General features: G+C 59.3%; 20 protein-coding genes and 1 riboswitch. Of the genes, 7 read left to right on the top strand and 13 right to left on the bottom strand.

Going from position 1 to position 22,412, the window contains the following annotated elements:
* The 4 genes from C8D99_RS15605 to C8D99_RS13090 form a co-directional block, all read right to left on the bottom strand.
* Positions 1 to 443, bottom strand: a 443-nt coding sequence (locus C8D99_RS15605; protein ID WP_243833940.1) for an ABC transporter substrate-binding protein, incomplete at its 3' end; no start/stop codon positions are given.
* Positions 444 to 593: 150 nt separating this feature from the next.
* Positions 594 to 2,252 carry a M20/M25/M40 family metallo-hydrolase gene (locus C8D99_RS13100; protein ID WP_133958958.1) on the bottom strand — a complete coding sequence of 553 codons (1,659 nt, stop codon included), beginning with the start codon at positions 2,250 to 2,252 and terminating at the stop codon, positions 594 to 596.
* A 1-nt stretch (position 2,253) separates the two neighbouring features.
* A complete protein-coding gene (locus C8D99_RS13095) occupies positions 2,254 to 4,587 on the bottom strand; it encodes a mechanosensitive ion channel domain-containing protein (RefSeq protein WP_133958957.1) in 2,334 nt (777 codons plus the stop codon).
* 97 nt (positions 4,588 to 4,684) lie between these two features.
* Positions 4,685 to 5,758, bottom strand: a complete 1,074-nt coding sequence (locus tag C8D99_RS13090) for an NAD(P)H-dependent flavin oxidoreductase (protein ID WP_133958956.1) — start codon at positions 5,756 to 5,758, stop codon at positions 4,685 to 4,687.
* Positions 5,759 to 6,009: 251 nt separating this feature from the next.
* Between C8D99_RS13090 and C8D99_RS13085 the strand changes: the two genes are divergently transcribed.
* The gene (locus tag C8D99_RS13085; RefSeq protein WP_133958955.1) at positions 6,010 to 7,308 is read left to right on the top strand and encodes an L-cysteine desulfidase family protein; all 1,299 of its coding nucleotides are present in this window, start codon (positions 6,010 to 6,012) and stop codon (positions 7,306 to 7,308) included.
* 53 nt (positions 7,309 to 7,361) lie between these two features.
* Here C8D99_RS13085 and C8D99_RS13080 read toward each other — a convergent pair whose 3' ends face one another.
* On the bottom strand, positions 7,362 to 8,159 hold the full coding sequence (locus tag C8D99_RS13080; protein ID WP_133958954.1) for an HD domain-containing protein: 798 nt from the start codon (positions 8,157 to 8,159) through the stop codon (positions 7,362 to 7,364).
* A 121-nt stretch (positions 8,160 to 8,280) separates the two neighbouring features.
* Here C8D99_RS13080 and C8D99_RS13075 point away from each other — a divergent pair, with 121 nt between their 5' ends.
* Entirely contained in the window at positions 8,281 to 9,333 is a 1,053-nt protein-coding gene (locus C8D99_RS13075; RefSeq protein WP_166670187.1) for an outer membrane protein assembly factor BamB family protein, read from the top strand.
* Between the two features lie 114 nt (positions 9,334 to 9,447).
* Positions 9,448 to 10,698, top strand: a complete 1,251-nt coding sequence (locus tag C8D99_RS13070; RefSeq protein WP_133958952.1) for a response regulator — start codon at positions 9,448 to 9,450, stop codon at positions 10,696 to 10,698.
* Here the strand turns inward: C8D99_RS13070 and C8D99_RS13065 are convergent.
* From C8D99_RS13065 to metK, 3 genes are all read right to left on the bottom strand, one after another.
* Positions 10,695 to 11,753 carry a SpoIIE family protein phosphatase gene (locus C8D99_RS13065; protein ID WP_133958951.1) on the bottom strand — a complete coding sequence of 353 codons (1,059 nt, stop codon included), beginning with the start codon at positions 11,751 to 11,753 and terminating at the stop codon, positions 10,695 to 10,697. The genes C8D99_RS13070 and C8D99_RS13065 overlap by 4 nt on opposite strands.
* 10 nt (positions 11,754 to 11,763) lie before the next feature.
* Positions 11,764 to 12,084, bottom strand: coding sequence for an ATP-binding protein (locus tag C8D99_RS13060; RefSeq protein ID WP_166670186.1), 321 nt, complete (start codon positions 12,082 to 12,084; stop codon positions 11,764 to 11,766).
* A 221-nt stretch (positions 12,085 to 12,305) separates the two neighbouring features.
* Entirely contained in the window at positions 12,306 to 13,511 is a 1,206-nt protein-coding gene (metK, locus tag C8D99_RS13055) for a methionine adenosyltransferase (protein WP_133958949.1), read from the bottom strand.
* A gap of 73 nt (positions 13,512 to 13,584) precedes the next feature.
* A riboswitch (SAM riboswitch) is annotated at positions 13,585 to 13,685 on the bottom strand.
* 368 nt (positions 13,686 to 14,053) lie between these two features.
* Between metK and C8D99_RS13050 the strand changes: the two genes are divergently transcribed.
* Together C8D99_RS13050 and C8D99_RS13045 are read left to right on the top strand one after the other, a co-directional pair.
* Positions 14,054 to 14,422: a flagellar protein FlaG gene (locus C8D99_RS13050; RefSeq protein WP_166670185.1), complete on the top strand. Its 369-nt coding sequence runs from the start codon at positions 14,054 to 14,056 to the stop codon at positions 14,420 to 14,422.
* Positions 14,423 to 14,462: 40 nt separating this feature from the next.
* Complete coding sequence (locus tag C8D99_RS13045) at positions 14,463 to 14,663, top strand: hypothetical protein (RefSeq protein ID WP_133958947.1); 201 nt, start codon at positions 14,463 to 14,465, stop codon at positions 14,661 to 14,663.
* A 54-nt stretch (positions 14,664 to 14,717) separates the two neighbouring features.
* Here C8D99_RS13045 and C8D99_RS13040 read toward each other — a convergent pair whose 3' ends face one another.
* Positions 14,718 to 17,294, bottom strand: a complete 2,577-nt coding sequence (locus C8D99_RS13040) for an adenosylcobalamin-dependent ribonucleoside-diphosphate reductase (protein WP_133958946.1) — start codon at positions 17,292 to 17,294, stop codon at positions 14,718 to 14,720.
* A gap of 220 nt (positions 17,295 to 17,514) precedes the next feature.
* On the opposite strand from C8D99_RS13040, the gene C8D99_RS13035 reads away from it, so the two are divergent.
* Positions 17,515 to 18,732: a MalY/PatB family protein gene (locus tag C8D99_RS13035; protein ID WP_133958945.1), complete on the top strand. Its 1,218-nt coding sequence runs from the start codon at positions 17,515 to 17,517 to the stop codon at positions 18,730 to 18,732.
* A 55-nt stretch (positions 18,733 to 18,787) separates the two neighbouring features.
* On the opposite strand, the gene C8D99_RS13030 is transcribed toward C8D99_RS13035, so the two are convergent.
* The 4 genes from C8D99_RS13030 to C8D99_RS15695 all read right to left on the bottom strand — a co-directional run bounded on the left by C8D99_RS13030 (position 18,788) and on the right by C8D99_RS15695 (position 21,345).
* Positions 18,788 to 19,567, bottom strand: coding sequence for a TRAP transporter large permease (locus C8D99_RS13030; RefSeq protein ID WP_133958944.1), 780 nt, complete (start codon positions 19,565 to 19,567; stop codon positions 18,788 to 18,790).
* 213 nt (positions 19,568 to 19,780) lie between these two features.
* Positions 19,781 to 20,284 carry a hypothetical protein gene (locus C8D99_RS13025; protein WP_133958943.1) on the bottom strand — a complete coding sequence of 168 codons (504 nt, stop codon included), beginning with the start codon at positions 20,282 to 20,284 and terminating at the stop codon, positions 19,781 to 19,783.
* 52 nt (positions 20,285 to 20,336) lie between these two features.
* Entirely contained in the window at positions 20,337 to 21,137 is an 801-nt protein-coding gene (locus C8D99_RS13020; RefSeq protein WP_133958942.1) for a PhzF family phenazine biosynthesis protein, read from the bottom strand.
* 82 nt (positions 21,138 to 21,219) lie between these two features.
* Complete coding sequence (locus tag C8D99_RS15695) at positions 21,220 to 21,345, bottom strand: hypothetical protein (RefSeq protein WP_274542687.1); 126 nt, start codon at positions 21,343 to 21,345, stop codon at positions 21,220 to 21,222.
* A gap of 190 nt (positions 21,346 to 21,535) precedes the next feature.
* Here C8D99_RS15695 and C8D99_RS13010 point away from each other — a divergent pair, with 190 nt between their 5' ends.
* Complete coding sequence (locus C8D99_RS13010) at positions 21,536 to 22,390, top strand: 4Fe-4S binding protein (protein WP_133958941.1); 855 nt, start codon at positions 21,536 to 21,538, stop codon at positions 22,388 to 22,390.
* Positions 22,391 to 22,412 lie beyond the last annotated feature (22 nt).

Here is a 22,412-nt window from a genome sequence, read left to right as displayed (position 1 = left end):
ATGGGACGGCCCAGCACGCCGCCCTTGGCATTGATCTGCTCCACCGCAAGGCGGGCGGTCTTCTCTTCCGTCTGGCCGTAGGCGGCCCAGTCGCCCGTGAGCGCCGCAAGGTACCCGATCTTTACGGGCTGGGGTCCGGCCTTCACTTCTTCAGTCTTTGCGGGTTCGGCAGGTTTCTCCTCAGGTTTCGGAGGTTCGGCAGGTTTCGGTTCTTCAGCGGGCTTCGGGGTCTCGGCAGGCTTTTCCTCAGCCTTCGGCGCCTCGGCCGGCTTGGGAGCTTCAGCAGGTTTTTCCTCGGCCTTCGGGGCCTCGGCTGGCTTTGGCGCGGGCGCTTCCTGCTTCGGGGTCTCCTTGGGCGCTTCGGGCGCCGGTTTCTGCTGCATCACAAAATATCCGACAATAACGACGAGTACAGCCAGACCTATCAACCAGTTCTTTTTCAAAATCTACCACCTCCTGAGTGAATTTCACTGCCTGAACGCTCTTTATTTTACTACGACCACGATCCAGTCACAAACTGTTTCCTTTTTTCTGCCGCATCCCCCTTTCCCGGAAAAAAGCGGGGCACCGGCAAGACCGGCGCCCCGTGCGTCCTACGTTGAGGGTTCTTCCCTTCCCGCCTCCTCGGCAACGTAGAAGGCGAAGTTTCTGAACAGGCGGGGCAGGGTGCTGAGGAAATAGGGAAGGTGAATCCTCTCGCCGTTCTTGTGGTCATCCTTGCCTACTGGGCCGAAGTTCGCCACGGGGACGTCGAGCTGCTTGAGGTCTTCCAGGGGGAAGCGGTATTCCCTCCCCCAGAGGGGCATATTCTCCCCCAGGGCGTCGAGATCATCCGGGTTCCCCTGGAAGCCGAAATAACTGAGATCCATGATGCCGTGGAAGACATCCACCGTGGAAATGTCGAGTCCGTCCTCCTTTCCGTCCTCCCTGAGACGGCAGACTGCCCTGAGGACGGCCCGTTCCCCGGCGGTTTTCCCGTTGTTCAGCCTCGGGGGGTAATAGGGCGGAAGGAATCCCGTCACGACAAGGGGACCTTTTTCTCCCGCAAGGTCGAGCAGATAGGAGGCTGTTTCCACTCCCCGCTCCCGTTCATCCAGGGAGGGGGGGAGGGAACGGAGAAATTCGTCCAGAAGCCCGTCGAAACCCGGTGTTTTTTTCTTTGCCCCGGCGAGCAGTTCACCGAAGTCCATAACCCGGGGAGTAAAGCTCTTCGCCCGCGGGGCGATTCCGCCCCTGCTCCTGATCAGGCCGTTCTGCTCGCTGATTCTCCCCAGGGTCCTCTTCAGGGCCTCCCGGGCCGCCGCCTTCATCTCCTCGAGCACTCCGGCGGGAGTTTTTTCCACGGTGAGGAGGTTGTAATAGGCCACAGCCCGCTCAGGGAGGGTCACCGAGTAATTCTTTACCAGGTCCCTGAACCGGAGGCATGCCATGGGGGGGAAACTTCTTCCTTCCCGCTCCTCCGAGGTGGAGGCTGCCCCTTCGAGAACGAGAGAGAGATTGGCCGCCAGGAGAGAGGCGCTCACTCCGTCGAAATAATCACCCACGTGAGCCTCCTTGCCCACGCAGAGAAAGAAGGGCATGATCTTGCCGATGGTGCCCACGTACACAGCGCCTGCGGGAATTTCCCGCCCCCCTACGGAAGGCTCTCCGTTGAGGGCGGCGGAGTACTCTATCCCCCACTCTTCCCTTAGCTTCACAAGCCAGGGGACCGCCCCCCTCATTCCCGCGGAGGTATTCTCCTCGTCGGGAACCCCGAGGAAGAGAAGGTTCGCGGGAAAGTCGCAGGTTCGGGAAACGTCCGCCAGGAGCCCCATCTCGAGGGCGAGGCCGGACTTCATGTCGGAAACTCCCCGGCCGAAGAGGTATTCCCCGCTCGCCAGGTCAGCCCGGGCTTCCTGGGGAATATCCAGTTCACCTACCCGCTTCGTCAGCTCTTCAGGCGAAAAGGCCAGGTGCTTCAGCGGCCCGTAGGCCCCGGCATCCACCACGTCGAAATGGCCCGTGAGAATAACCGTTCGCTTCATTTCAGGAGAGACCTTCACCAGGGCGGCAACGGCGCTTCTGCCCAGGGGATCCCCCTCGGCAGGGAGATACCGGAGGTAGGACGGATTCCGCCGGAAATAGTCCAGTTCAGCCAGTTTTCCGTATATGAGCTCCGCCGCGCGGTTTTCTTCCCGGGAGAAGGAAACGCTCGGAACGGAGACAAGATCGAGAAGAAGCCTGTAAAGATGTTCGCCGTTGAGAGAGAGCACGCTAGTTTTCCTCCTGCTGCTGCGGCGATGCTTCCCTGGCCGGACGCCTCATGAACACTTCAATGGGTTCCGTGGCGTTCAGGTGAACATCCATCTGGGGCAAGGCCACGGTGATATTCTTGTCCTCGAAGAGGGCGACGAGGCGGAACCGGAGGTCGCTGGCCACCTTCACCGTGGAAGCGTTGGTCATGTCCACCCAGAAGAAGAGGCTGAACTCCAGAGCATTGGGACCGAACTCCCGGAAAACCACGTAGGGTTCCGGCTTGCCGAGCACCCTGGAGTGGTCGTCCGCCGCCTTCAGCAGCAGCTTCTCCACTTCCCTCACGTCCGAGCCGTAGGCCACTCCCACGTTGATCCGAAGCCGGATCTTCTGGTCCGTCAGGGTCCAGTTGATGATCTTGTTGTTCAGGAAATAGCTGTTGGGCATGAGAACATCGATGTTGTCGAAGGTCTTCACCCGGGTGGACCGGGACCCGATCTCTTCAACGGTGGCGAACAGGCCGTCTATCTCGATGGTGTCGTCCGGCCTGATGGGCTTTGAAAACATCAGGATGAATCCGCTGATGAGGTTGTTGAAGAAGTTCTGGGCGCCGAAACCGATGCCGATGGCCAGGGCGCCGCCAAGGAAGGCGAACGCCGTGAGGGGAATGCCGACCAGGTCAAGGGCCGACAGGATGAAGGAGGCCATGAAGACATAAAAGAGGATCTGCTGGGTGGCCGTCCGGGCTGACGCGTCGAGGCCGAATCGTTTCAGCAGCGTCCTTCCGAGAAAGGCGGTGAGCCTGCCGCTCAGGAAGAAAGCCGCACCGAAGAGGACGATGGCGAGGACGAGTTTCGCTATGGTGACATCAAAACCTTCACCGGACCAGAGGGAAATGTTCCAGAAGGCCAGGAAGCGGTCCCTGCCGAAACGGGTGACCTGCTCGGCGATGCGCACCGCGTCGATCTGGTTGGTCAGTTCCTCGTGGAACCGGTTGTAGTTGTTGAAGAGCCCCAGCAGCAGGGCCACGGTGGCATTGGTGGTCTGGACGGTCTTGTCCAGCGCCTCAATGCGCTTCTGCATACGGGCGGCAACGGCGTTGTTGGCCTTCGCCTCCTCGAGTTCCTTCTGGGCGGCCAGTATATCGGCCTGAAGGGAGGCCAGGGTCCGCTGCTGAACCTGGAACATGTTCTCCAGGTCCTTGATCCTGCTGCTCACGCTGCTGCGGTAGTCCCAGATCTCCTGGGTCTTTACCGTGCCCTGTATAAGGCCGTACCGCACCTCCCAGATCTTCCTGTTTTCGTCAAGCACGGTGAGTTCCTGTTCAGCCTGCTCCAGCCCCGCCTGGTTGTGCCTCAGCCATGCCTCCCTCTCGGAAACTCCGGCCCTGGCCACAAGACGCTGCTGGTCGTTACGGGCTGAACTCAGTTCTCCCTGGGCCCTGGTAAGTGCGCTGCGGAGCTTTTCTCTTTCCGCCTGGAGTGCCGCAATACCCTCCCGGGTTTTCGTGATCTGCTGGGCGATCGCTTCCATCCGGCTGTTCCGGTCCGCTTCGTCAAAGTGGAGGTTCTCCTTGACCCCTGCAAGGTCGTTTTCCAGTATTTTTTTCTGGGCCTCGAGGAAGGTGCGTCTGACCCTGTAGGCTTCCAGGTTGGTGTTCTGGAGAAAAATGGTGACCCTCGCCGTCTCCAGGTCGGCCTCTGCCTCCCGAAGCTGCAGTTCTTTCGTTATGGTCTTTCCTTCCGGAGTATGGCCCTCCTGCCGGAGCTCGGCGACCCGCCCCTCAAGCTGGGCGACCTGGCGTCGGAGACTTTCGAGGGAACCTTCAGCGAGGCGGACGGAAGAGAGGACCGATTTCAGCCTCTGGTCCACCCCTTCAAACTGGTTGCGTACATTTTCGTAGAAGGAAAGGTTATAGGGGGGGCTTTCCTTGATGAGTGACTTTCCTTCGTTTAGAGAGGCCTCGGCTGCTTCATCCCGTGCCCGGCCCAGGTTTTCGAGGGCGGAGTTGTACCTGGAATACACGTTCTGAACCGCCCCGAGGGCCACGGTGAGTCTCCGCAGGGCTTCCGATTCCACGCCGTCGTCGGTCTGGATTTCTTCTCTCTGCTTGAGGTAGAGGTCCATCTCCTTCTGGATATCCTCGATCCGCTGGGCAATGCCTTCAGGGGTCGACGGCGGCTTCCATTCCTCCTTCGCCCCGTTGCCGGGGGCCGGGGACTGGTGAACCTCCGGAGAAGCCGTCTCCGAGGCTGAAAGAAAATTCGCCGGGGCCAGGACGGCACAAAGCAGAACAAGAACGATGATCAGGAATTTTCCTGATCGGGGCGGTTTTCCGTATCGGCCGGTCTTCACATGTATGACCTCCTTTGCAGAATTCTCTCATCCTTATATAGAGCGAAGGCGGGAGAAATCTCCCGCCCTGTCCGTCAGTTATTTTCTTCCTGCCGTCCTACTCCGGGAACAGCTCCTTCATTATGTCCTCCACGTGCTCCATTTTCTCTACCTTTGTGACGTTGGAGCCGCAGAAGAACAGGCCTTCCTCCCAGTTGCCCCTGTAGGCGTCGATGAGGGCCTGGGCGATGCAGAAAGTCTCCCGTTCAGTCTTGTAGCGGCAATGGGTGAGGCAGTTGGCTATGCAGGGCTTGCTCTCCACGTGTCCCTTGAGATACTGGTCGATGAAAGGCGACCGCAGGGCCCGTCCGGGGAGTCCCGCAGGACTCTGGATGATTACCACGTCCTCTTCCCTGGCATCGATGTAGGCCTGCTTGAAGCGCTCGGAGGCATCCCCCTCGAAAGTGCACGCAAATCTCGTTCCCATCTGCACTCCCTTTGCGCCCAGGCCGAATGCCCGCTCCATGTCCTTTCTGTCCCAGATTCCCCCGGCGGCAATAACGGGAACATCCTTCCCCATCTCCTTCTCCACGAATTCCACGAGTTCCGGGACCACCTTCTCCAGGGAGAACTCGTCGTCGTCCACCTGGTCCATCTTGGTCACGCCAAGATGCCCTCCCGCATACTTGGGCGTTTCCACGACGAAGCCGTCGGGAAGCCTGCCGTAGGTCTTTTCCCACCGCCTGGAAATCAGGCTCGCAGCCTTCACGGTGCTGACAATTGGAACGAGGGCCACATCCGGGTACTCCTTCGCGTATTCGGGAAGACGGAGCGGGAGACCCGCTCCGGAAATTATCACATCCACACCGCCCTCGCAGGCGGATTTCACGTGGCGGTCATAATCCGTGAGGGCCACCATGCAGTTGACTGCGATAACGCCCTTCGGTCCGGCTATTTTCCGGGCCTCCTGGATTCCTTCCTTCACTGCGAGCTGGTTGGCTTCAAAATAATTCCGGCCGTTGTAGTGAGGGGAATTACAGGCCAGCCCGACGCTGGCGATAGTTCCTACCCCGCCGCACCGGGCAACGTGCCCGGCAAGGTTCGGCCCGGAAATGGCTACCCCCATTCCTCCCTGGATCACCGGATACAGGGGCTGGTGTTTCCCTATCTTCAATTCCGGAAGTTGGCTCAAAAGGCTCTCTCCTCTTCAAAGTGAACTGCCGGCGCTCCCGGCATTTCAATCCCGGAGGACCGGTGCATGCGGTGCGCCATACCATGCTATTCTATCCCACACCCAAGCATTCAATCAAGGAAGAAATACGGAAGAAGCGAAAAGGAGGCCCATCAATCCCGACTCCTTTCCTCTTCATTGACTGGAAGAAAAGCGGAGTATACCATGAACGCAAAGACAGATCACTCTTGAAACACATTGGAGGGGAAAGCGTGTTCACCATCAAGGAGTTTCTTCGGACGGAAGTCAAACCTGCGCTCGGATGTACCGAGCCCGGAGCGGTGGCACTGGCCGTCGCCCGGGCAAAGGAAGAACTCGGGGGACCGGTGGATGCCGTTACGGTGACCGTAAGCGACAGCATCTACAAGAACGGGGTCGACGTAGGCATTCCCGGAACGGAGGGCCTGAGGGGCAACAACGTGGCGGCGGCGCTTTCGGCATTCTGCGGCCGCTCCTCCTACGGCCTCGAGGTCCTCAAGGACTGCACCGGAGACGATATCGAATCGGCAAAGGCAATGCTCGGAAAAAACGCAGTCAAAATCACTCCCGATCTCGATCGTCACGGAGTTTTCATAGAAGCAGCCGTCAGGTCCGGAGACGATGTGGCCGTCTGCCGCATCGAGGGTTCCCATACAGGCATTTCGGAAGTGATCCTCAACGGAAAAACCGTGTTCTCCGCTGAAAAAGCCCAGTCATCTTCCCGGAACGGTTCCGGAAAAGACCTCTCCGCCGAAATAGCCCGAATGGGCTTTCCCGAACTTGTATCCCTGGTGGATACCATGGACGGCGAAGACACGGACTATGTCATGAGCGGCGTGGAAATGAACATGACCATCGCCGAGTACGGTTTCGATCCCTCCCACGCCACGGGTCTGGACATCGGCAAAACTCTGAAAAAACACAGCGGAGCTGCTTTCGACTCCGATGACCTCAGCCTCAGGATAAAGGCATACGCCGCCGCCGCATCCGACGCCCGCATGGCCGGAGCACCCCTCGCCGTCATGAGCAGTGCCGGGAGCGGCAACCACGGAGTGACGGCCATCCTTCCCGTAGCGGTCTGCGCGCAGCATTTCGGAAAAAACCGGGAGGAAACAGCCCGGGCCGTGGCCTTCAGCCACCTCGCCACAAGCTATGTGAAAAGCCGGACCGGGCGGCTCACCCCCACCTGCGGATGCACCGTGGCCGCCGGCGCCGGTGCGGCGGCGGGCATAACCTACCTGCTGACAAAAGATCCGGAAAAGGCTGCTCAGGCCATGCTCGTCGTCCTGGGGAACCTCGTCGGGATGGTGTGCGACGGGGCGAAAAACACCTGCGCCCTCAAAGTGGGCACGGGAGCCCTGGAGGCCTACCACGCAGCCCTTCTCGTGATGAACGGCCATGCTCCCGAACCCCAGGGACTGGTGGACAAATCCCTCGAACAGACAGTGGAGAACATGGTCCAGGTTTCCGAGAAGGGGATGGGAAACCTCGACAAGGCCATCATCGACGTTATAAACCAGCGGTTCGCATAAATCGCCACAGGAGGCGCTCCCGGGAGGAGCGCCTCTTCTTTCAGCGGAAATGGTCAGGCCATGGCCTCCACGTGCCGGAACACGGAATCCACGAAAGGATCCACCGCGGGATGGGAGGGAAGCCTGCCGGCAATCCATGAAAAGGTGCCGTCCCCGTCCAGGATGCGGAAAGAAGGGGCGAAGTTGAGGTCGAAGGCCCACGAAAGCTGCACGAGAAGAAAATCGGCAAGGGAACGGACGTTCCGGTAGGATCCCTGCCCCTCTTCCTCGAGCTCCCGGACGAGTTCCCCTGAATAGCCGCCGCCTACATTCAGCCTGGGGAGGAGGTCATTGACCCTGTTTTCCTCCACGTGGCGGCGGACCAGCCGAAAAACGTCGATCTTGTCGCTGTCCCTTACGATTTCGGCCACTGGCAGGAATTCGGGGGAGAGACCGGCAGGAAGGAACTTTTTGTTGTGCAGCCTGACCGCTTCCAGCACCGTCGCCTTCGCACTCTCCCCCTCCAGCCGTTCCCAGGGGAAAGATTCTTCAAGCACCCTGCCCCCAAGATCTCCGTGATCCACCGAAGCACCGTCGAAGAAGGTACCGTAGGTGACAAACTGGAGAAACCGCCCCGCATCGTGGAGAACAGCCGCCGTCAGGGCCAGGTCCCGGAGGAAGCCGGTCCAACCCAGGCCGTCGGCAATCAGGGCGCAGTTGTCCCTGACCTTCATGCTGTGTATCCTCTTTACCTCGAGAAGAGGATGAAGATTTCCGTCCTTCCCCCGGAAACCTTCGATATAGTTTCCGAGCCATTCCGCGGAAATGCCGTGATTGTCCATGAAGTCACGCTCCTTTGTCGTCCGGGCCATTCTACCCCTCCGGGACGGCCCTTACAATCGCAGGGAGCTTCCGTTTATCGGGAACACCCCGGAGTGGTATAATGAGGCGGGTTGTAAAACAGAGACAAACAGTGAAAAGAGGTGTATGGAAATGAAGTCGTATCGCATAATCCCTCTGTTGCTCATTGCGGTCGCTTTGATAGCCCTGCCTGCCGCGGACGAAGCTTCGGCCTGGCGGGGCGTTCAGAAGTGGAGTTACGACGCCCAGAACAGCGTCACAGGATCTCCCGTCGCAGTGAACGGCAACATCGTCATCGGCGACAGCGAAGGACGCCTTCTCGCTCTCGACGGGACCACGGGAGAGCTCCGGTGGACCTTCACCGCAGGCGCCACCATCAACGGAGCCCCAGCCCTCCTCGGCCCGACCCTTTTTACGGGAGGAGCCGACGGCACCCTCTTCGCGGTCGATGCGACAACGGGCCGGGAGGTCTGGCATTTCAGCCCCCCGGAAAAGTACACCCCCGGCGCCATCTGGTCATCCCCTGCTGCGGGAAACGGCCGGGTCTACTTCAACAGCGCCGACGGCAAGGTCTACGCTCTCGACGGGGCGTCGGGAAACCTGGTCTGGACATTCGACACGGGGCGTGAGCTTCGATCGTCCCCCGTTCTCAGCGGCAATCTCCTTTTCGTCGGAGCCTACGAAGGACTCTTCCACGCCCTTGATGCCGGGACCGGAAAAAAGGCATGGGGCGGCGGCAGCGGCGGCCCCATCACCACCCCCACGGCAGCGGACGGAATGGTCTTCTTCGGAAGCTGGGACGGAACTCTGCAGGCAGTCAGGATACAGGGGGTCATCCCACAGTGGAAGTTCAGCACCGGAGAATCCATCACCACCAGGCCCCTGGTGGCGGAGGGCAGAATTTTCTTCGGAACCGTGAACGGAAAGCTTGTGGCTCTGGAAGGCGCCTCCGGGAAACTTCTTTGGGAGTTTCCCGTACCGGGGGGCATTCACTCCAATCCTGCCTATCACGAGGGCATGGTGTTTTTCGGCAGCGACGGCGGCACCCTCTTCGCCCTGGACGCGGCGACCGGCAGGGAGGCATGGAAATTCGAATCCGGCCGGGAGATCATGTCGGATCCTCTCTTTGTTAACGGAGTGCTCTACTTCGGCAGCTTCGACGGAAAAGTCTACGCCTTCGAATAAGAACTCCTTTCTGAGAACCGGGGGAGAGGGAACACCCTCTCCCCCTTTGTTTTTCTCCGCCGGAGCCCCTATAATTCGGACAGCTACGGGAGACTGCAGAAGGGAGGTCGGGACATGGCTCCATTTTCAGGACAGACACAAGGCGGATCCGCGCCGGACGAACCACAGCGGCGTATCCCTGAACTCGAAGAGGCCCTCCGCAGGGCCGAGGACAGCAGCAGGAACAAGAGCGCCTTCATAGCCAACCTCAGCCATGAAATACGCACCCCCCTCAACTCCATCATCGGAGTGGCCAACCTGTTCCAGGGGACCAGGCTGGACCTGGAGCAAAAAAAATTCGTCGAAATGCTCTCCACTTCGGCGAGGGACCTGCACCGTCTGGTGGAAGAGCTCCTGGACCTCTCCCTCATCGAGACGGGGCGCCTCACCCTGCAGAGCGAACCCTTTCCCGTCAGATCGAACTGTTCCAGGACAATCCGTCCTCTTGCCGTTTCGATCCAGGAACGGCGGCTTTCCCTGGAGCTGCAGGTGGACCCCGCCGTCCCGGAGTACCTCCGGGGGGACAGCGCACGGATGAGCCAGATCCTCAGAAACATGGTGACCAACGCCATAGCCTTTACTCCCAAAGGGACGATCAGGGTTCGGGTCTTCCTGGAGGAAGAAACCGAATCATCGGCGAACCTTCACGTCACGGCGGGCCATCCCGACGGCGGGACGGGGGCGGAGAAAAGGCGGGATACGGACTACTCGAACATGGAACGGAAGGATTTTTCCGCTTCCTTCCAGGGTGCGGGCATGGGGCTTCTTATCGCCCGGGGGATCGCGGAAGCCATGGGCGGGAAACTCTGGACAGAGTTTTCGGGTTCAGGCGACAGGATCATTCATTTCCGGGCCTCCCTGGGAAAGATACCCTCCGGAGAGGCCCTTCCGGGGAAGGAAGAAAAATCCGGCAAGGAAATTCCCGCGGCGGCGGCCCCTCTCCCTGCGGAGATTTCCATACTTGTGGTGGATGACAACAGGTTCAACAGGAGCCTCGCCAGGACCATTCTCAGGAAAATGGGCGGTCCCGGCTGGAGGGTATCCCTGGCTGAAAGCGGGTCCGAGGCTCTGCAGCTCATGGAGGAGCAGCACTTCGACCTTGTCTTCATGGATGTGCAGATGCCTGAAATGGACGGACTCGAATGCACCAGGCTGGTCAGGAAGAAAGAGACCGGCCGGGACCGGCGGTCCGTCATCATCGCCATGACGGCCTACGCCATGGAGGGAGACCGCAGAATGTGCCTCGACGCCGGAATGGACGACTATATCGCCAAGCCGGTGGAGGCGGAAGAGCTCCGCACCGTTATCTCGAGAAACCTGGCCTAGGCTTTGCGGACCAGCACGCACAGGGCTGACTGGTCGTCCCTGGCCGCCCCCGTATAGCCCGCCTGGAACAGGCGGTCGTAGGCCTCGGGAAAGGAAAGGGGGCTGTTTTCCTCTTCGCCCTGGTGGTCAAGAAAACCGTCGCTCAGGAAAAGAAAGTACTCGCCCGTTTCCACAGGGAGACTGCCGGAACCGAAAACGGCAGTCCCCGGAAGCCCAAGCAGCGAGCCCGGAGAGGCGATTTTTTTCAGTCCGCTGCCGTTGCCGTACAGAAAACCGTTGATTCCTGCGGCGCAGTAATCCAGCCTTTTTTCCGGAAGGTTCAGCCGGAAGCAGACAGCCGCCGCAAAAGAATCGGCGAGAATCCTGCTTTCCGCCACGGAGTTCACCCAGGCCAGTTTTTCTTCGAGCGAGGTGCCGGCCCGGGCGTCATCCTCGAAGGCCTGTCGGAAGAGAACCATGATGGCCGATGTCTGGAGGGCGGCCGGAACGCCGTGTCCCATGACGTCAAAGAGATAGCCGCTGAGGATTCCATGCCGTTCGTCCCAGTGGTAGCCGAACATATCGCCGCTGATGAGATGCATGGGGCGGTAGATACCCCTGACCTCGATCCGCTCGTCCCCCTCCAGGTCTCCCGGCAGAAACCCCCTCTGGATCGACGCCGCGAGTGAAACGCTGTCGCGGACAAGGGTTTCCGGCGAGACGTCCGAGGCGACCATCATCATCACGTCCCCGGCATTCCCGGAGAGGGACCGGCAGGTGAACTGGACAGGGAAAAAGATACCGTTTTTCTTCCTGTGGGTCGCCGTCAGGAGAGAAAAAGAATCTTTCCGGAGAACCCCCTCCCAGCCGGGAAAAATCTCGTCCATGGCCAGGTCGGAAGTCTCTCCGCAGGAATAGCCGTACAGGGCCCTCGCCGCTTCATTGGTGTACAGGACGGCTCCTGTGGAAGCTTCCCATACGATGAGAGCTTCATAAAACATATCGAGGAGGTTCATGCCGTCAAACCTGAAACCGGCAACCTCCAGGGTCAGAGGGACACCTCCGCACTCTTTCATGGCCGTCCCCTCATGTGCCGTGGTCTCCCGGCACGCCGCCGGGCTTGTTCATGCACAGCCTTACCAGCCGCCCCGACTCCGCGATGCTGCAATGGTCTGCTATGTGAAGAATGATCTGCACTCCCCTTCCGGATTCCCGGAGGCCGTCGTCAAATACCCCCGTGTCCGGCTTCATGTCGTGAGAAAAACAGCCGCCGCAGCTCCGGACGGCGGCGCAGATCCTGCCTCCTTCGTCCCGGACGGAAAGCTCCACCGCTTCCTCCCGGCCCGTCCGGCCCCCATGGATCAGGGCGTTGTTCACCGCTTCGTTGAGCGCGACAAAAAAAAGCATTCCCTGCCGTTCGCCGAGACCCTGAAAAATGGAAAGGATCCTCTCTCTGTGCGGAGCAAACTGTTCAATAGAACTGAAGCGGATTTCTACAAGATTTCCGCCCTCTACCATCCGCATCGCTCCCTTCGGACCAGGGTGGGTTACCGGATTTTTCAATCATACCACACGATCCTCTTCATAAAAAAAGGGGCCCCTCAGGGCCCCTCGCGGTCACGTTTCCGTCAGCTCTTTTTTACTGCGGAGAGAGCCTCTGCCCTGTCCGTCCTTTCCCATGCGGGAAGAGGGTCCAGGTCGATCCGGCCCATGTGTCCGTAGGCGGCGAGCCTCCTGTACTGGGGCTTTCTCAGTTCGAGATCCCGGATGATGGCAGCGGGGCGGAAATCAAAGTGTTTCCTTACCAGAACCGTGATCTCTTCGTCGGTGATGCCCTTCGCGGTTCCCCTGGTATCCACCATGACGGAAACAGGCTCGGCCACGCCGATGGCATAGGCCACCTGGACAAGACACTGGTCGGCCAGCCCTGCGGCAACCACGTTCTTGGCCACGTAACGGGCCATGTACGCTCCCGAGCGGTCCACCTTGGTAGGGTCCTTGCCGGAGAACGCGCCGCCGCCGTGGGCAACCCAGCTTCCGTAGGTATCCACGATGATTTTTCTCCCCGTGAGTCCCGTGTCGGCCATGGGGCCTCCCTTTTCGAACCGCCCGGAGGGATTCACCAGGATCCTGGTTCTGCCGTTTGTCAGGTATTTCGGAACGACGGGGCTGATCACATGCTCGATGATATCCGCCCGGATCTCCTCGTTCGTCGCCTCCGGATGGTGCTGGGCGGAAACGACGATGGTATCCGCATGGACAGCCTTGCCGTCCACGTACTCCAGGGTCACCTGGGTTTTGCCGTCAGGGCGGAGATAGGGGATCGTTCCGTTCTTTCTCACCTCCGCCAGCCTGCGGGCGAGGCGGTGGGCAAGGGCAATGGGCATGGGGAGAAATTCTTCCGTTTCGTTGCAGGCAAACCCGGTCATCATTCCCTGGTCTCCGGCACCGATCCTGGCGATCTCTTCCTCGGACACAAGATGCTCCCGGATCTCGAGGGCCGTGTCCACGCCCCTCCTGATGTCCTCGGACTGCTCGTCAATGGCCGTGATCACCGCGCAGGTGTCTCCGTCAAAGCCGTATTTCGCCCTGGTGTAGCCGATATCCTTCACGATGTCCCTGGCAATCTTCGGAATGTCCACGTATGTCTGCGTCGTTATCTCTCCCGCCACCATGACCATTCCGGTGGTGCACAGCACTTCGCAGGCCACCCGTCCCATGGGGTCGTCAGTCAGGATGGCGTCGAGCACTCCGTCGGAAATCTGGTCCGCCACCTTGTCGGGGTGTCCTTCGGTCACCGACTCGGAAGAGAAAAGGTACCGCTCGTTTGTCAATTGTTTTTCCTCCTTGTTTAGAAATAAAAAAAGGCCCTCACAAGAGGGCCTTTGAAGGGTCATCAAACGCACTCTCTTATCACTCAGCCTGCGGCTGCTGGTATTGGCACCATACCTTTTCAGGCAGGTTGCCGGGCTTCATCGGGCCAGTCCCTCCACCTCTCTCGATAAGAGTCTCAGTTGTCAAAGTTGGAGACATAATACAAACAGAAGAATTATACGCTATTTCCTACTCCTGTCAACAGGTAATTTTCAGACTAATCACCGCATACGGAGTACGGCACCGGGAGCGGAGCAAAATCCTAAATCCGCAGCTTCTCCTGGCAGAGGGAGTGTCGCCGGGCACAGCGCCCGGGCCGAGAAACCGACAAGGATGTCGGTTTCAGGTGCAGTTGTCAAGGACGACAATCTGCACCGGCGGCCCAAGCGAGCACCGGTGACGCTCCCCGCTGCCTGCGGATTTAGGAAAATTGGAATCGTTTGACATATTCATGTCAGGACGGTATATTTTCAACAGGAATGGGATGACGGAGGTGGAAAGCATGGTTTCCGAAATTTCTGCCCTGCCGCTTATCGGGACCGACAGACCGGGAAGATCCTATCTCGACCCGCGCTATCCTGAGCGGAGATACACCGAACAGAGTTCCTTCTCCGACGGCCGGGCCCGCCTGAGCGCCCTCCGGGGCGACCGGACCCTGGAGCGTGTTCTCGACAATTTCCAGATCAAGGCTGCCATGCACAGCCGGTACCTTCAGTTCACCATCCAGGAGGATGCCCACCTTGTGCAGGTCATCGTCAAGGAGAGCAACGACGAGGAAAAAATCATCCGGAAAATTCCTTCCGACGAAATAGTACGGCTCATTGCCAAAAGAAACGAAATCCTGGGGTTCCTCTTCGATATGGTCGTTTAGACAGGATGATCCTGAGGGAGAAAGGAGCGGAGAGAGTCCGATGAAGATAACCAGGGAGGAGTACCAGGTCCTCTTTCCACGGAGCAGGGAGACGGAAGCCCCGCTGCCGGTGCGGGATGAACGGAAAATTTCCGGCAGGCGCGAAGAGGAGCGGGAGGAAGAAACCCTTCGGGCCGAGGAGACGAGAAACAGGGAACTTGCCGATCTCGGGCTGGGAACGAAGCTGAATCTGGAAGGCTGAAGCAGATATGACCGGGGGCGGGGAGAATTCTCCCCGCCCCCCCTTTTTTGCGCCCTACTTGCAGGGTGAATAGCCGCAGCTGAAGCAGTATTCGCAGCCGGAGATCATTTCCATGGGGGCCCCGCACTCAGGGCAGGCGACGCCGCCGTCGGCTCCGTGCACGTCGCCGTCCTTCCCTATCAGCTTTTCAAGCAGGACGGCGATGGCGTCCGGAATGGAACGGGCGACATGCTTGTCGTCGAACTCGAACAGCCAGTATTCCTTGCCGGAGAGCCCTTTCAGGGTGGCGATGAAATCCTCGAGCTTCCCTCCGCTCCGGAGACCGATGGAGATGGCCCTCGAAAGGGCCTCCGTCATGGCCTTCAGTTCGGAACCGCTCTTTCCGATGGTGGCGAAGACTTCGAAAGGCTCCGTTCCGTCGAAATTCAGGGTCACGTAGATACTGCCCCAGGGGGTCTGCTCCTTGATGGTCTTTCCGAACACCACGAGGCCCGGGCGTTCCTTCACACGGCTCGTGTGGGGCACCTGTTCCTCGGGTTTTTTCGCCGTCTCGATGGGCTGGAACGACCGGGATCCGTCCCGGTAGATGGTGATGCCCTTGGCTCCCATGGCGTAGCACCTGCGGTAGATCTGCTTCACCTCGTCCACCGTGGCGCCGGAGGGAAGGTTCACCGTCTTGCTGATGCCGCTGTCCACCACCCGGGCAAAAATGCCCGTCACCTCCACGTGTTCGTCAGGAGGGATATCGTAGGCCGTCACGAATACGGGGTCGGAAGGTTTCCCCTTTTCGTGGAGCTCATCCACCTGGCCCGGAGAGAGGAGCTTGTGGCAGAATTCCCTCGTTTCCTGTCCTTCGCCGTCAGCCCGGGCTATCCGCCGGGTCCAGCTCCATGCAAAATTCGGCTCGATGCCGGCGCTTGTGTCGATGAGCATGGAAATGGAGCCCGTGGGTGCCACGGAGAGCCTCCGGCTGTTCCGGATCTTCCCTTTTGTGAAGGCGAGAAGCACGTTTCCCGCCAGTTCCAGCCGAGCTCCCTCGTTCCCGAGCCCCTGGGCGGTAAAAAAACCCTCCAGGGCGTTCGAGAGGGTATAGGGGATGGTGGCCGAAGACCGCATCTTCTCCAGCAGGGAACGGAATCCCTCCCGATCGAGCCTTCCATACCACGATTCGGGAAAGAGCTCTTCCCCCTGCTCCCTGGCGAACTCAGAAAAAAGATCTTCTATGAGTCCCGCCTCGGGGAAGGGGTCCTTGCCCATATCCGACACGATTCCGGCGGCGGCGCAGAGGGCGGCGCTCCCCATGGAGTCGCCCAGGCATTTGCAGAATTCACTGAACCGCGGGGAACCGTACCGCATTCCCAGGAGGATGGCCGCATCGGCCAGCCCCATGATGCCGAGCCCCACGGGGCGTATTTTCTTCGTCCTTTCCTCGATCCTCTCCAGGGGGTAGGAGCAGGCGTCGATCACCAGGTCGAGGTAATACATGGACCGGAAGACCTGGTCCACGAAGGCGCTGAAATCGAAGGACTTTCTTCCGTCGGGGGAGGTTGTGACGAAAGCCTCCACGTTCACCGAGCCGAGGTTGCAGCTTGTGTAGTTGGGCAGCGGCTGCTCGCCGCAGGGGTTGGTGGACTCGATTTTCCATGTCTCGCCGAGCTTCAGCAGGTTGTCGTCGTTCGCCCTGTCGATGAAGAAGATGCCTGGGTCGCCCCGCTTCCAGGCGCTCTCGCAGAGCTTGTTCCACAGGTCCGCCGCCTTCACCCTCCTGACCGTCTTTCCGTCGCTCCGGGACACGAGGCTGAAGTCACCTCCCCCTTCCGCCTCCTTCATGAGCTTGTCGGAGACGCAGACGGAGATGTTGAAGTAGGGCAGCTTTCCCTCTTCCACCTTGGCGTCGATGAAGTCGAAAATATCGGGATGATCGTCGAAGAGCATTCCCATGAGGGCTGCCCGGCGACGCCCTCCCTGGACGACCACCGCCCCCATGGTGTTCCAGGTCTCCATGAAGGAGACCGGGCCGCTGGCCTGGCCGCCGATGCCGCCGTTAATGGCGCTGCCCCGCTCCCGGAGATGGCCGAAATTGCCTCCCACCCCGCCGCCGTATTTGCTGATCACGGCGGCATCCTTCACTCCGTCAAAGATACCGTCGATGCTGTCCGGCACATCGATGACGAAGCAGGCGAAGAGCTGCTGGCTCCTCGTCCTGGACCGGCGGAGAAGGTCGTAGTCCTCGAAGGTCATTTCTTCAGGGGGACAGTAAATCCTGCCGGAAAGCCCGGGGTCCACCGTCATTCCGGCCCCTGCGCCAAACAGGCACGGGGAGTTGAAGAGGAACCGCCTGTTGGTAATATCATCGTAGATACTGTTTTCCAGACGGCGGAGCCATTCGAGATCAGAGGCGCTCCCGCCGAGATAGGCCGTCTCTGCGCTGGCTACGATCCTGGCCACCCTCCGGGCGAACTCTCCGAAGGACGCCTCCTTCCGGATTGTTCCCGAGACGGAGTCGTACCGCCGTGCAAAATACCGCTGATCCAGCAGCCACATCGCGTTCTCGGAGAGACCGCTTTCTCCCCCTGCGGGCAGGGGTGACGGAAAGGAAGAACGGAACCTATCCTTGTACGAAAAAACCATGAAGTACCCTCCTCCACACCATTAAGGGCATGGGAATGATTTCACACACAATATCTTGTGTGTTGCTCTTTGCAGCTTAAAAAGACTACCACTTTCGGAACGGCTAAACAAGGGGGCGAAAACCTTCCGACTTCTTTCCAGGCTGAGGGCAAATGCTATTATATTAAGGATTTTCCGAGCATAATCTGCAGTTTAAGCGAAAGAGAGGAACAGGACAAAAATGAGCCGCTACAATTTTGACACCGTCATTGAACGGCGGGGTACCATCTGCGCCAAGTGGGACGGCATGGAGCCCATCTTCGGCTCCGGCGAGCTCCTCCCCATGTGGGTGGCCGACATGGATTTCAAGGCCCCGCCGGAGGTCATCGAGGTTCTCCGGGAACGGGTCGACCACGGCATTTTCGGCTATACCCGCCGTTTCGCTCCCTATCGGGAAGCAATCGCCGGATGGTTCGAGCGGCGGCACGGATGGAGGCCCGACACCGAGTGGATCCGCCATACCCCCGGCGTCGTCCCTGCCCTGGCCGCAGCTATCCTCGCCTTCACCCAGCCCGGGGACGGCGTGCTCGTCCAGCCTCCCGTCTATTACCCCTTCTTTGCCACCATCACCGGACGGGGACGCCGGGTGGTGGAGAACCCCCTCATTTTTACAGGCAGCCGGTTCGAAATGGACTTCGAAGACCTTGAGAAAAAACTGGAAGACTCGTCCGTAAAGCTCGTCTTCCTGTGTTCGCCCCACAATCCCTGCGGGAGAGTCTGGACCAGGGAGGAACTGGAAAGGTTCGCCCACATATGCGCCTCCCGGGGAGTGACCGTCATCTCCGACGAAATCCACTGCGACATCCTCTTCGGGGGAGCCCGCCACATCCCTCTCGCTGATGTTTCAGAGGCCATACGGGACCTGTCCGTCACCACCGTGGCGCCGAGCAAGACCTTCAATATCGCGGGACTCAGCACCGCCGCGGTCATCATTCCCTCAAAACGCCTCCGGGACAATTACCAGTCGGTCATCGACTTCCTGCACATCGACGGAGGGAACGTCTTCGGAACCCTCGCCCTGGAGGCGGCCTACACGAAAGGAGACGCCTGGCTGGACGAACTGCTCGTCTACCTCGAAGGGAACCTCGGTTTCATCGAAAAATTTCTCGCCGAAAGGCTCCCCGAAATCCGGCTCATCCGGCCGGAAGGAACCTACATTCCGCTCCTGGACTGCCGTTCCCTGAACCTTGCGGGACCGGAACTGCAGAACATCCTCGTGGAAAAGGGGGGCGTCGCCCTGGACGGCGGGCACTGGTTCGGCACCGGCGGAACAGGTTTCGTCCGCATCAACATCGCCGCACCGAGGTCGCTGGTAATAGAGGGGATGGAGCGGATCGGAAGGGCCGTCAGGAGCCTGGGGAAGTTTCCGGCGGAAGATAACCGGTCTTTCCAGGCATGAGCAGAAAAAAGAGCCCCAGATTCCGTGCGGGAATCCGGGGCTCTTTTTTTCTCGTTTACCGCATCATCCGCGGCAGGAAGAGAATCACGTCCGGGAAGAAGTTCAGCACCACCACGGTTACAATGAGGGCAGCCACCAGCGGAGCGATTTCCTTTACAAGATGCTCCAGCTTCAGGTTGCCAATATCACAGGCGATAAAGAGGCACAGGCCCACGGGAGGGGTATTGTGGCCTATGGCCAGTGAGATCACCATGATGATGCCGAAGAACAGGGGATCAATCCCGAGGCTCATGATGATCGGGTAGAAGATGGGGGCGAGAAGCACCATGGCCGCCGAATTGTTCAGGAAGGTTCCCACCACCAGCAGAATGAACACCATGATGAGCTGCACCACGATGGCGTTGCTGGAGATGTTGAGGATGGAGGCGGCGATGGTCTGGGGGATCTGCTCGCTCACCAGGACGTAGGTCAGGACTTCGGCGGTGACCATGAGGTACATGACGAGCGCCGTCGATTTGGCCGATTTCAGGACAAGATTAGAGACATCCTTCCAGGAAAGTTCCCTGTGGATGTAGAGCCCGACAACCAGTCCGTATACTACGGCGACGGCGGCGGATTCGGTCGGTGTAAATACTCCCGCATAAATACCCCCGAGGATGATGACCGGCATGAAAAGGGCAAAGACCGCTTCCCTGAAGTACCTTGAAATCGTCTTGAACGAGGCGGGTTCGTCACCCTTGTATCCCCGCTTCAGGGAAATGACGTACTCCACGGCCATGAGGACGATGCAGATGATGATCCCCGGAATAACGCCCGCGATGAACAGCTCGCCGATGGAGACTCCCGTTCTCTTGCAGCAGGAATGTGGGAATCAGGAACTCCCTCGTATGGGTCCACAGTCTACATGCACCATCGATGTCTGTCAAATGTAAAGTATGGCATTATTCTATTAAAGCTATATTTCATTCCACTTCGAAATTTTCTTACTTTATTTTTCACGAAAGTGAATGCATTCTCCGTTGACTCCGTCTCTTTTCGGAGAACATCCTTACGGAACCTTCCCTGGTCCCCCGCCAAGTTCCCCCGGTGTGAAAGAGCCGGCGATTTTCCCCACCATGGAATCGTATTCCTTCTTTTTCTCTCTGGGGTATTCCATGAGGAGGGAGTTAAGGAAATCGGCCCCGACCCATTGTTTCCAGTAGACGATGGAATCCCCCCTAAAGCCTGAGAGAACAAACCATCTCTTTCGTACGGCTTCATAGGTCACCGTGTCGAAGTATTCCCTTGCCGCTTCGGCCGCCCCCTTCACGTTCAGTCCGGCGATATTGTGGCTTCCGTAGACGGTAAGAACGAAACCCTGCCCGTCGGAAAACCTGCGGCCGTCATCATTTTCCGGTGCTGTGCCCATCTCCAGGACCGAAGGATAGGACACAGAAAAGCCGAATCTGCCGTTGTAGTAGGTTGCATATTCACCGGCAAAGGAGACAGACGACAGAACAATGGCCAGCCATGCGGACACCGCAGCGGTTCCCAATAACAGTTTTCTTTTCACCGGGCCCCTTCCCCCTTCCTGGTAGGCCGTTTGTCTTCACAGGGCAACGGAATCAAAGGAAAAACGTTCCCTGGAGGACGATGCGTGCCCTGCCCTGGATCTCCACGGTGTCGCCCCCGACCGTCAGCAGAAGCTCTCCGGGCCTCCCCGAATTCTGGAAGGCGGCAAGAGTCTTCTTATTCAGCCGTTCGCTCCAGTACCGGGCGAGGACCGTATGGACCGAGCCGGTGACCGGGTCCTCGTTCACTCCCGCCCAGGGATTGAAATACCTCGACTCGAAGTCGTACACTGTGGACGCTTTTGTGACGGCGATTCCGCTGCTGCAGAGTCCCCTGTACTCCGCCATCCTTGTGAAGTTCGGGGAAATCGCCGCCAGGTCCGTCCCTTCACCGGTTACGAGAACGACTTTTTTTGTCCTCAACCCGCAGATACAGTCCGTCACCCGGAGAGGGCCGAAGAAATCTTCGAAGGCCGCTTCCGGGGGACACCGCAGATAATCGTCCAGGGGAAAATCCATTCCGATGGAATCATCGGCATGCCGTCTCACCGGAAGAGCCCCTCCTGCATACCGGAAGACAAGGCTGTCGCTCCAGGGTTCCTTCCCGAAGAGTACCCGCGAGGCTGCCAGGGTGGCATGGCCGCACAGGGACATTTCCTTCAGCGGCGAGAACCACCGGATATTCCAGGCCCGTTCCTCGGGGGCCACGAATGCGGTCTCGGAGGCCCCGATATCGGCGGCCACAAGCTGCATAACGTCCTCCGGCGGGTGCTCCGGCGACACCACAACCCCCGCCCTGTTTCCTCTTCCCGGTGCGTCAGCGAAGGCATTGACTATGTAGGTTTCCAGCTCCATGACATCCTCCTGAAAACAGGGGCTCCTTCTTTCCCGAAAAGTGCGGGGAGAAAATCCGCCCCATTATATTCTCTAAGACTCCTCAAGGCCGAAATACTGCCGGGGCTCCCCCGTCTTTCCGCAAAAACCTGCCGCTGTGCAGTTCCGCGGTAATATAGCCGATTTCCCGGTCTGCAAGAGAATCCAGTACGTCAAGATACGCTTTCATTTTCATATCCCCTTCCCCGCGGCCGCTCAATACCCGTCAGACCGGCGGGGGTTCTGCGTGTAGAGTACTCCAATCCTTCAAATACCGTCAATAATGGGATACTTGTAGTTCTCCCCGTTGCGGGTTCGGGACCGGAAGTGTATAAAGGGGGATATATCGCCGGTTTGTACGAGGTACAGGAGGGAAACCCATGGAAACTACGGAAATCCGCACTTTCATCGAGGTCTTCAGAAACGGTTCCGGCTGGAACCGCGTGTCTCCGGAGAAAGCCCTCCGGACCGACCTTGCGGGCATGGAGATGTTTTCTCCCGCCCTCCTGGGCACTGCCGGCGCCGACGACCCGGCCTTCCTTCTCCTGAAAAATGAGGGGGCAGTGGGTCCCCAGTTCCTTCTTCCCCGGGAATGGCTTCCCGGGGCTCGTTCCGTGGTGTCTTTTTTCCTGCCCTTCACCGCCCGGGTCAGGGAGGCCAACGGAGAGTCCGGCCCCGAACCCGCCCCGGAATGGCTCCATGGAAGGATAGAGGGGCAGGATTTCATCGACCGCCTTTCCCGGGCCCTCGTCGAACGCCTCCGCGAGGAAGGAGCGGACGCGGTCTCTCCCGCCGTCGATTCGCGGTTCGCATCCTGCACCCTGAGGAACACGGCCTTTCTCGACGAAGCCGGGACTCCTTTCCCTGTGACCTTTACCAGCAACTGGTCCGAACGGCATGTGGCTTTTGTCTGCGGCCTCGGCACCTTCGGCCTCTCCAGAGGACTCATTACCTCCCTGGGGGTCGCCGGGAGGTTCGGCAGCGTGATCACCACTCTCCCGCTGGCTCCCGACAACATCATTCCGGATGAGCTGTACGGGAACTGCACCCTGTGCGGAGAATGCGCCGCAAAATGCCCCGCCGGCGCCATCTCACTGGAAAAGGGCAAAGATCATATTCTCTGCTCGAAGTACCTGGACCTCATGAAAGAAAAGCACTCCCCTCGGTACGGATGCGGGAAGTGCCAGACAGGAGTGCCCTGCGAAAAGGAAATACCTGGACCTCACAAGAGATAAAGGCCGAAAACGGAATGAGGGT

The organism is Aminivibrio pyruvatiphilus (assembly GCF_004366815.1).
Classification (GTDB): domain Bacteria; phylum Synergistota; class Synergistia; order Synergistales; family Aminobacteriaceae; genus Aminivibrio; species Aminivibrio pyruvatiphilus.
Note: the sequence above shows the minus strand (reverse complement) of the source record. Positions and strands in the feature narration are given on the sequence as shown.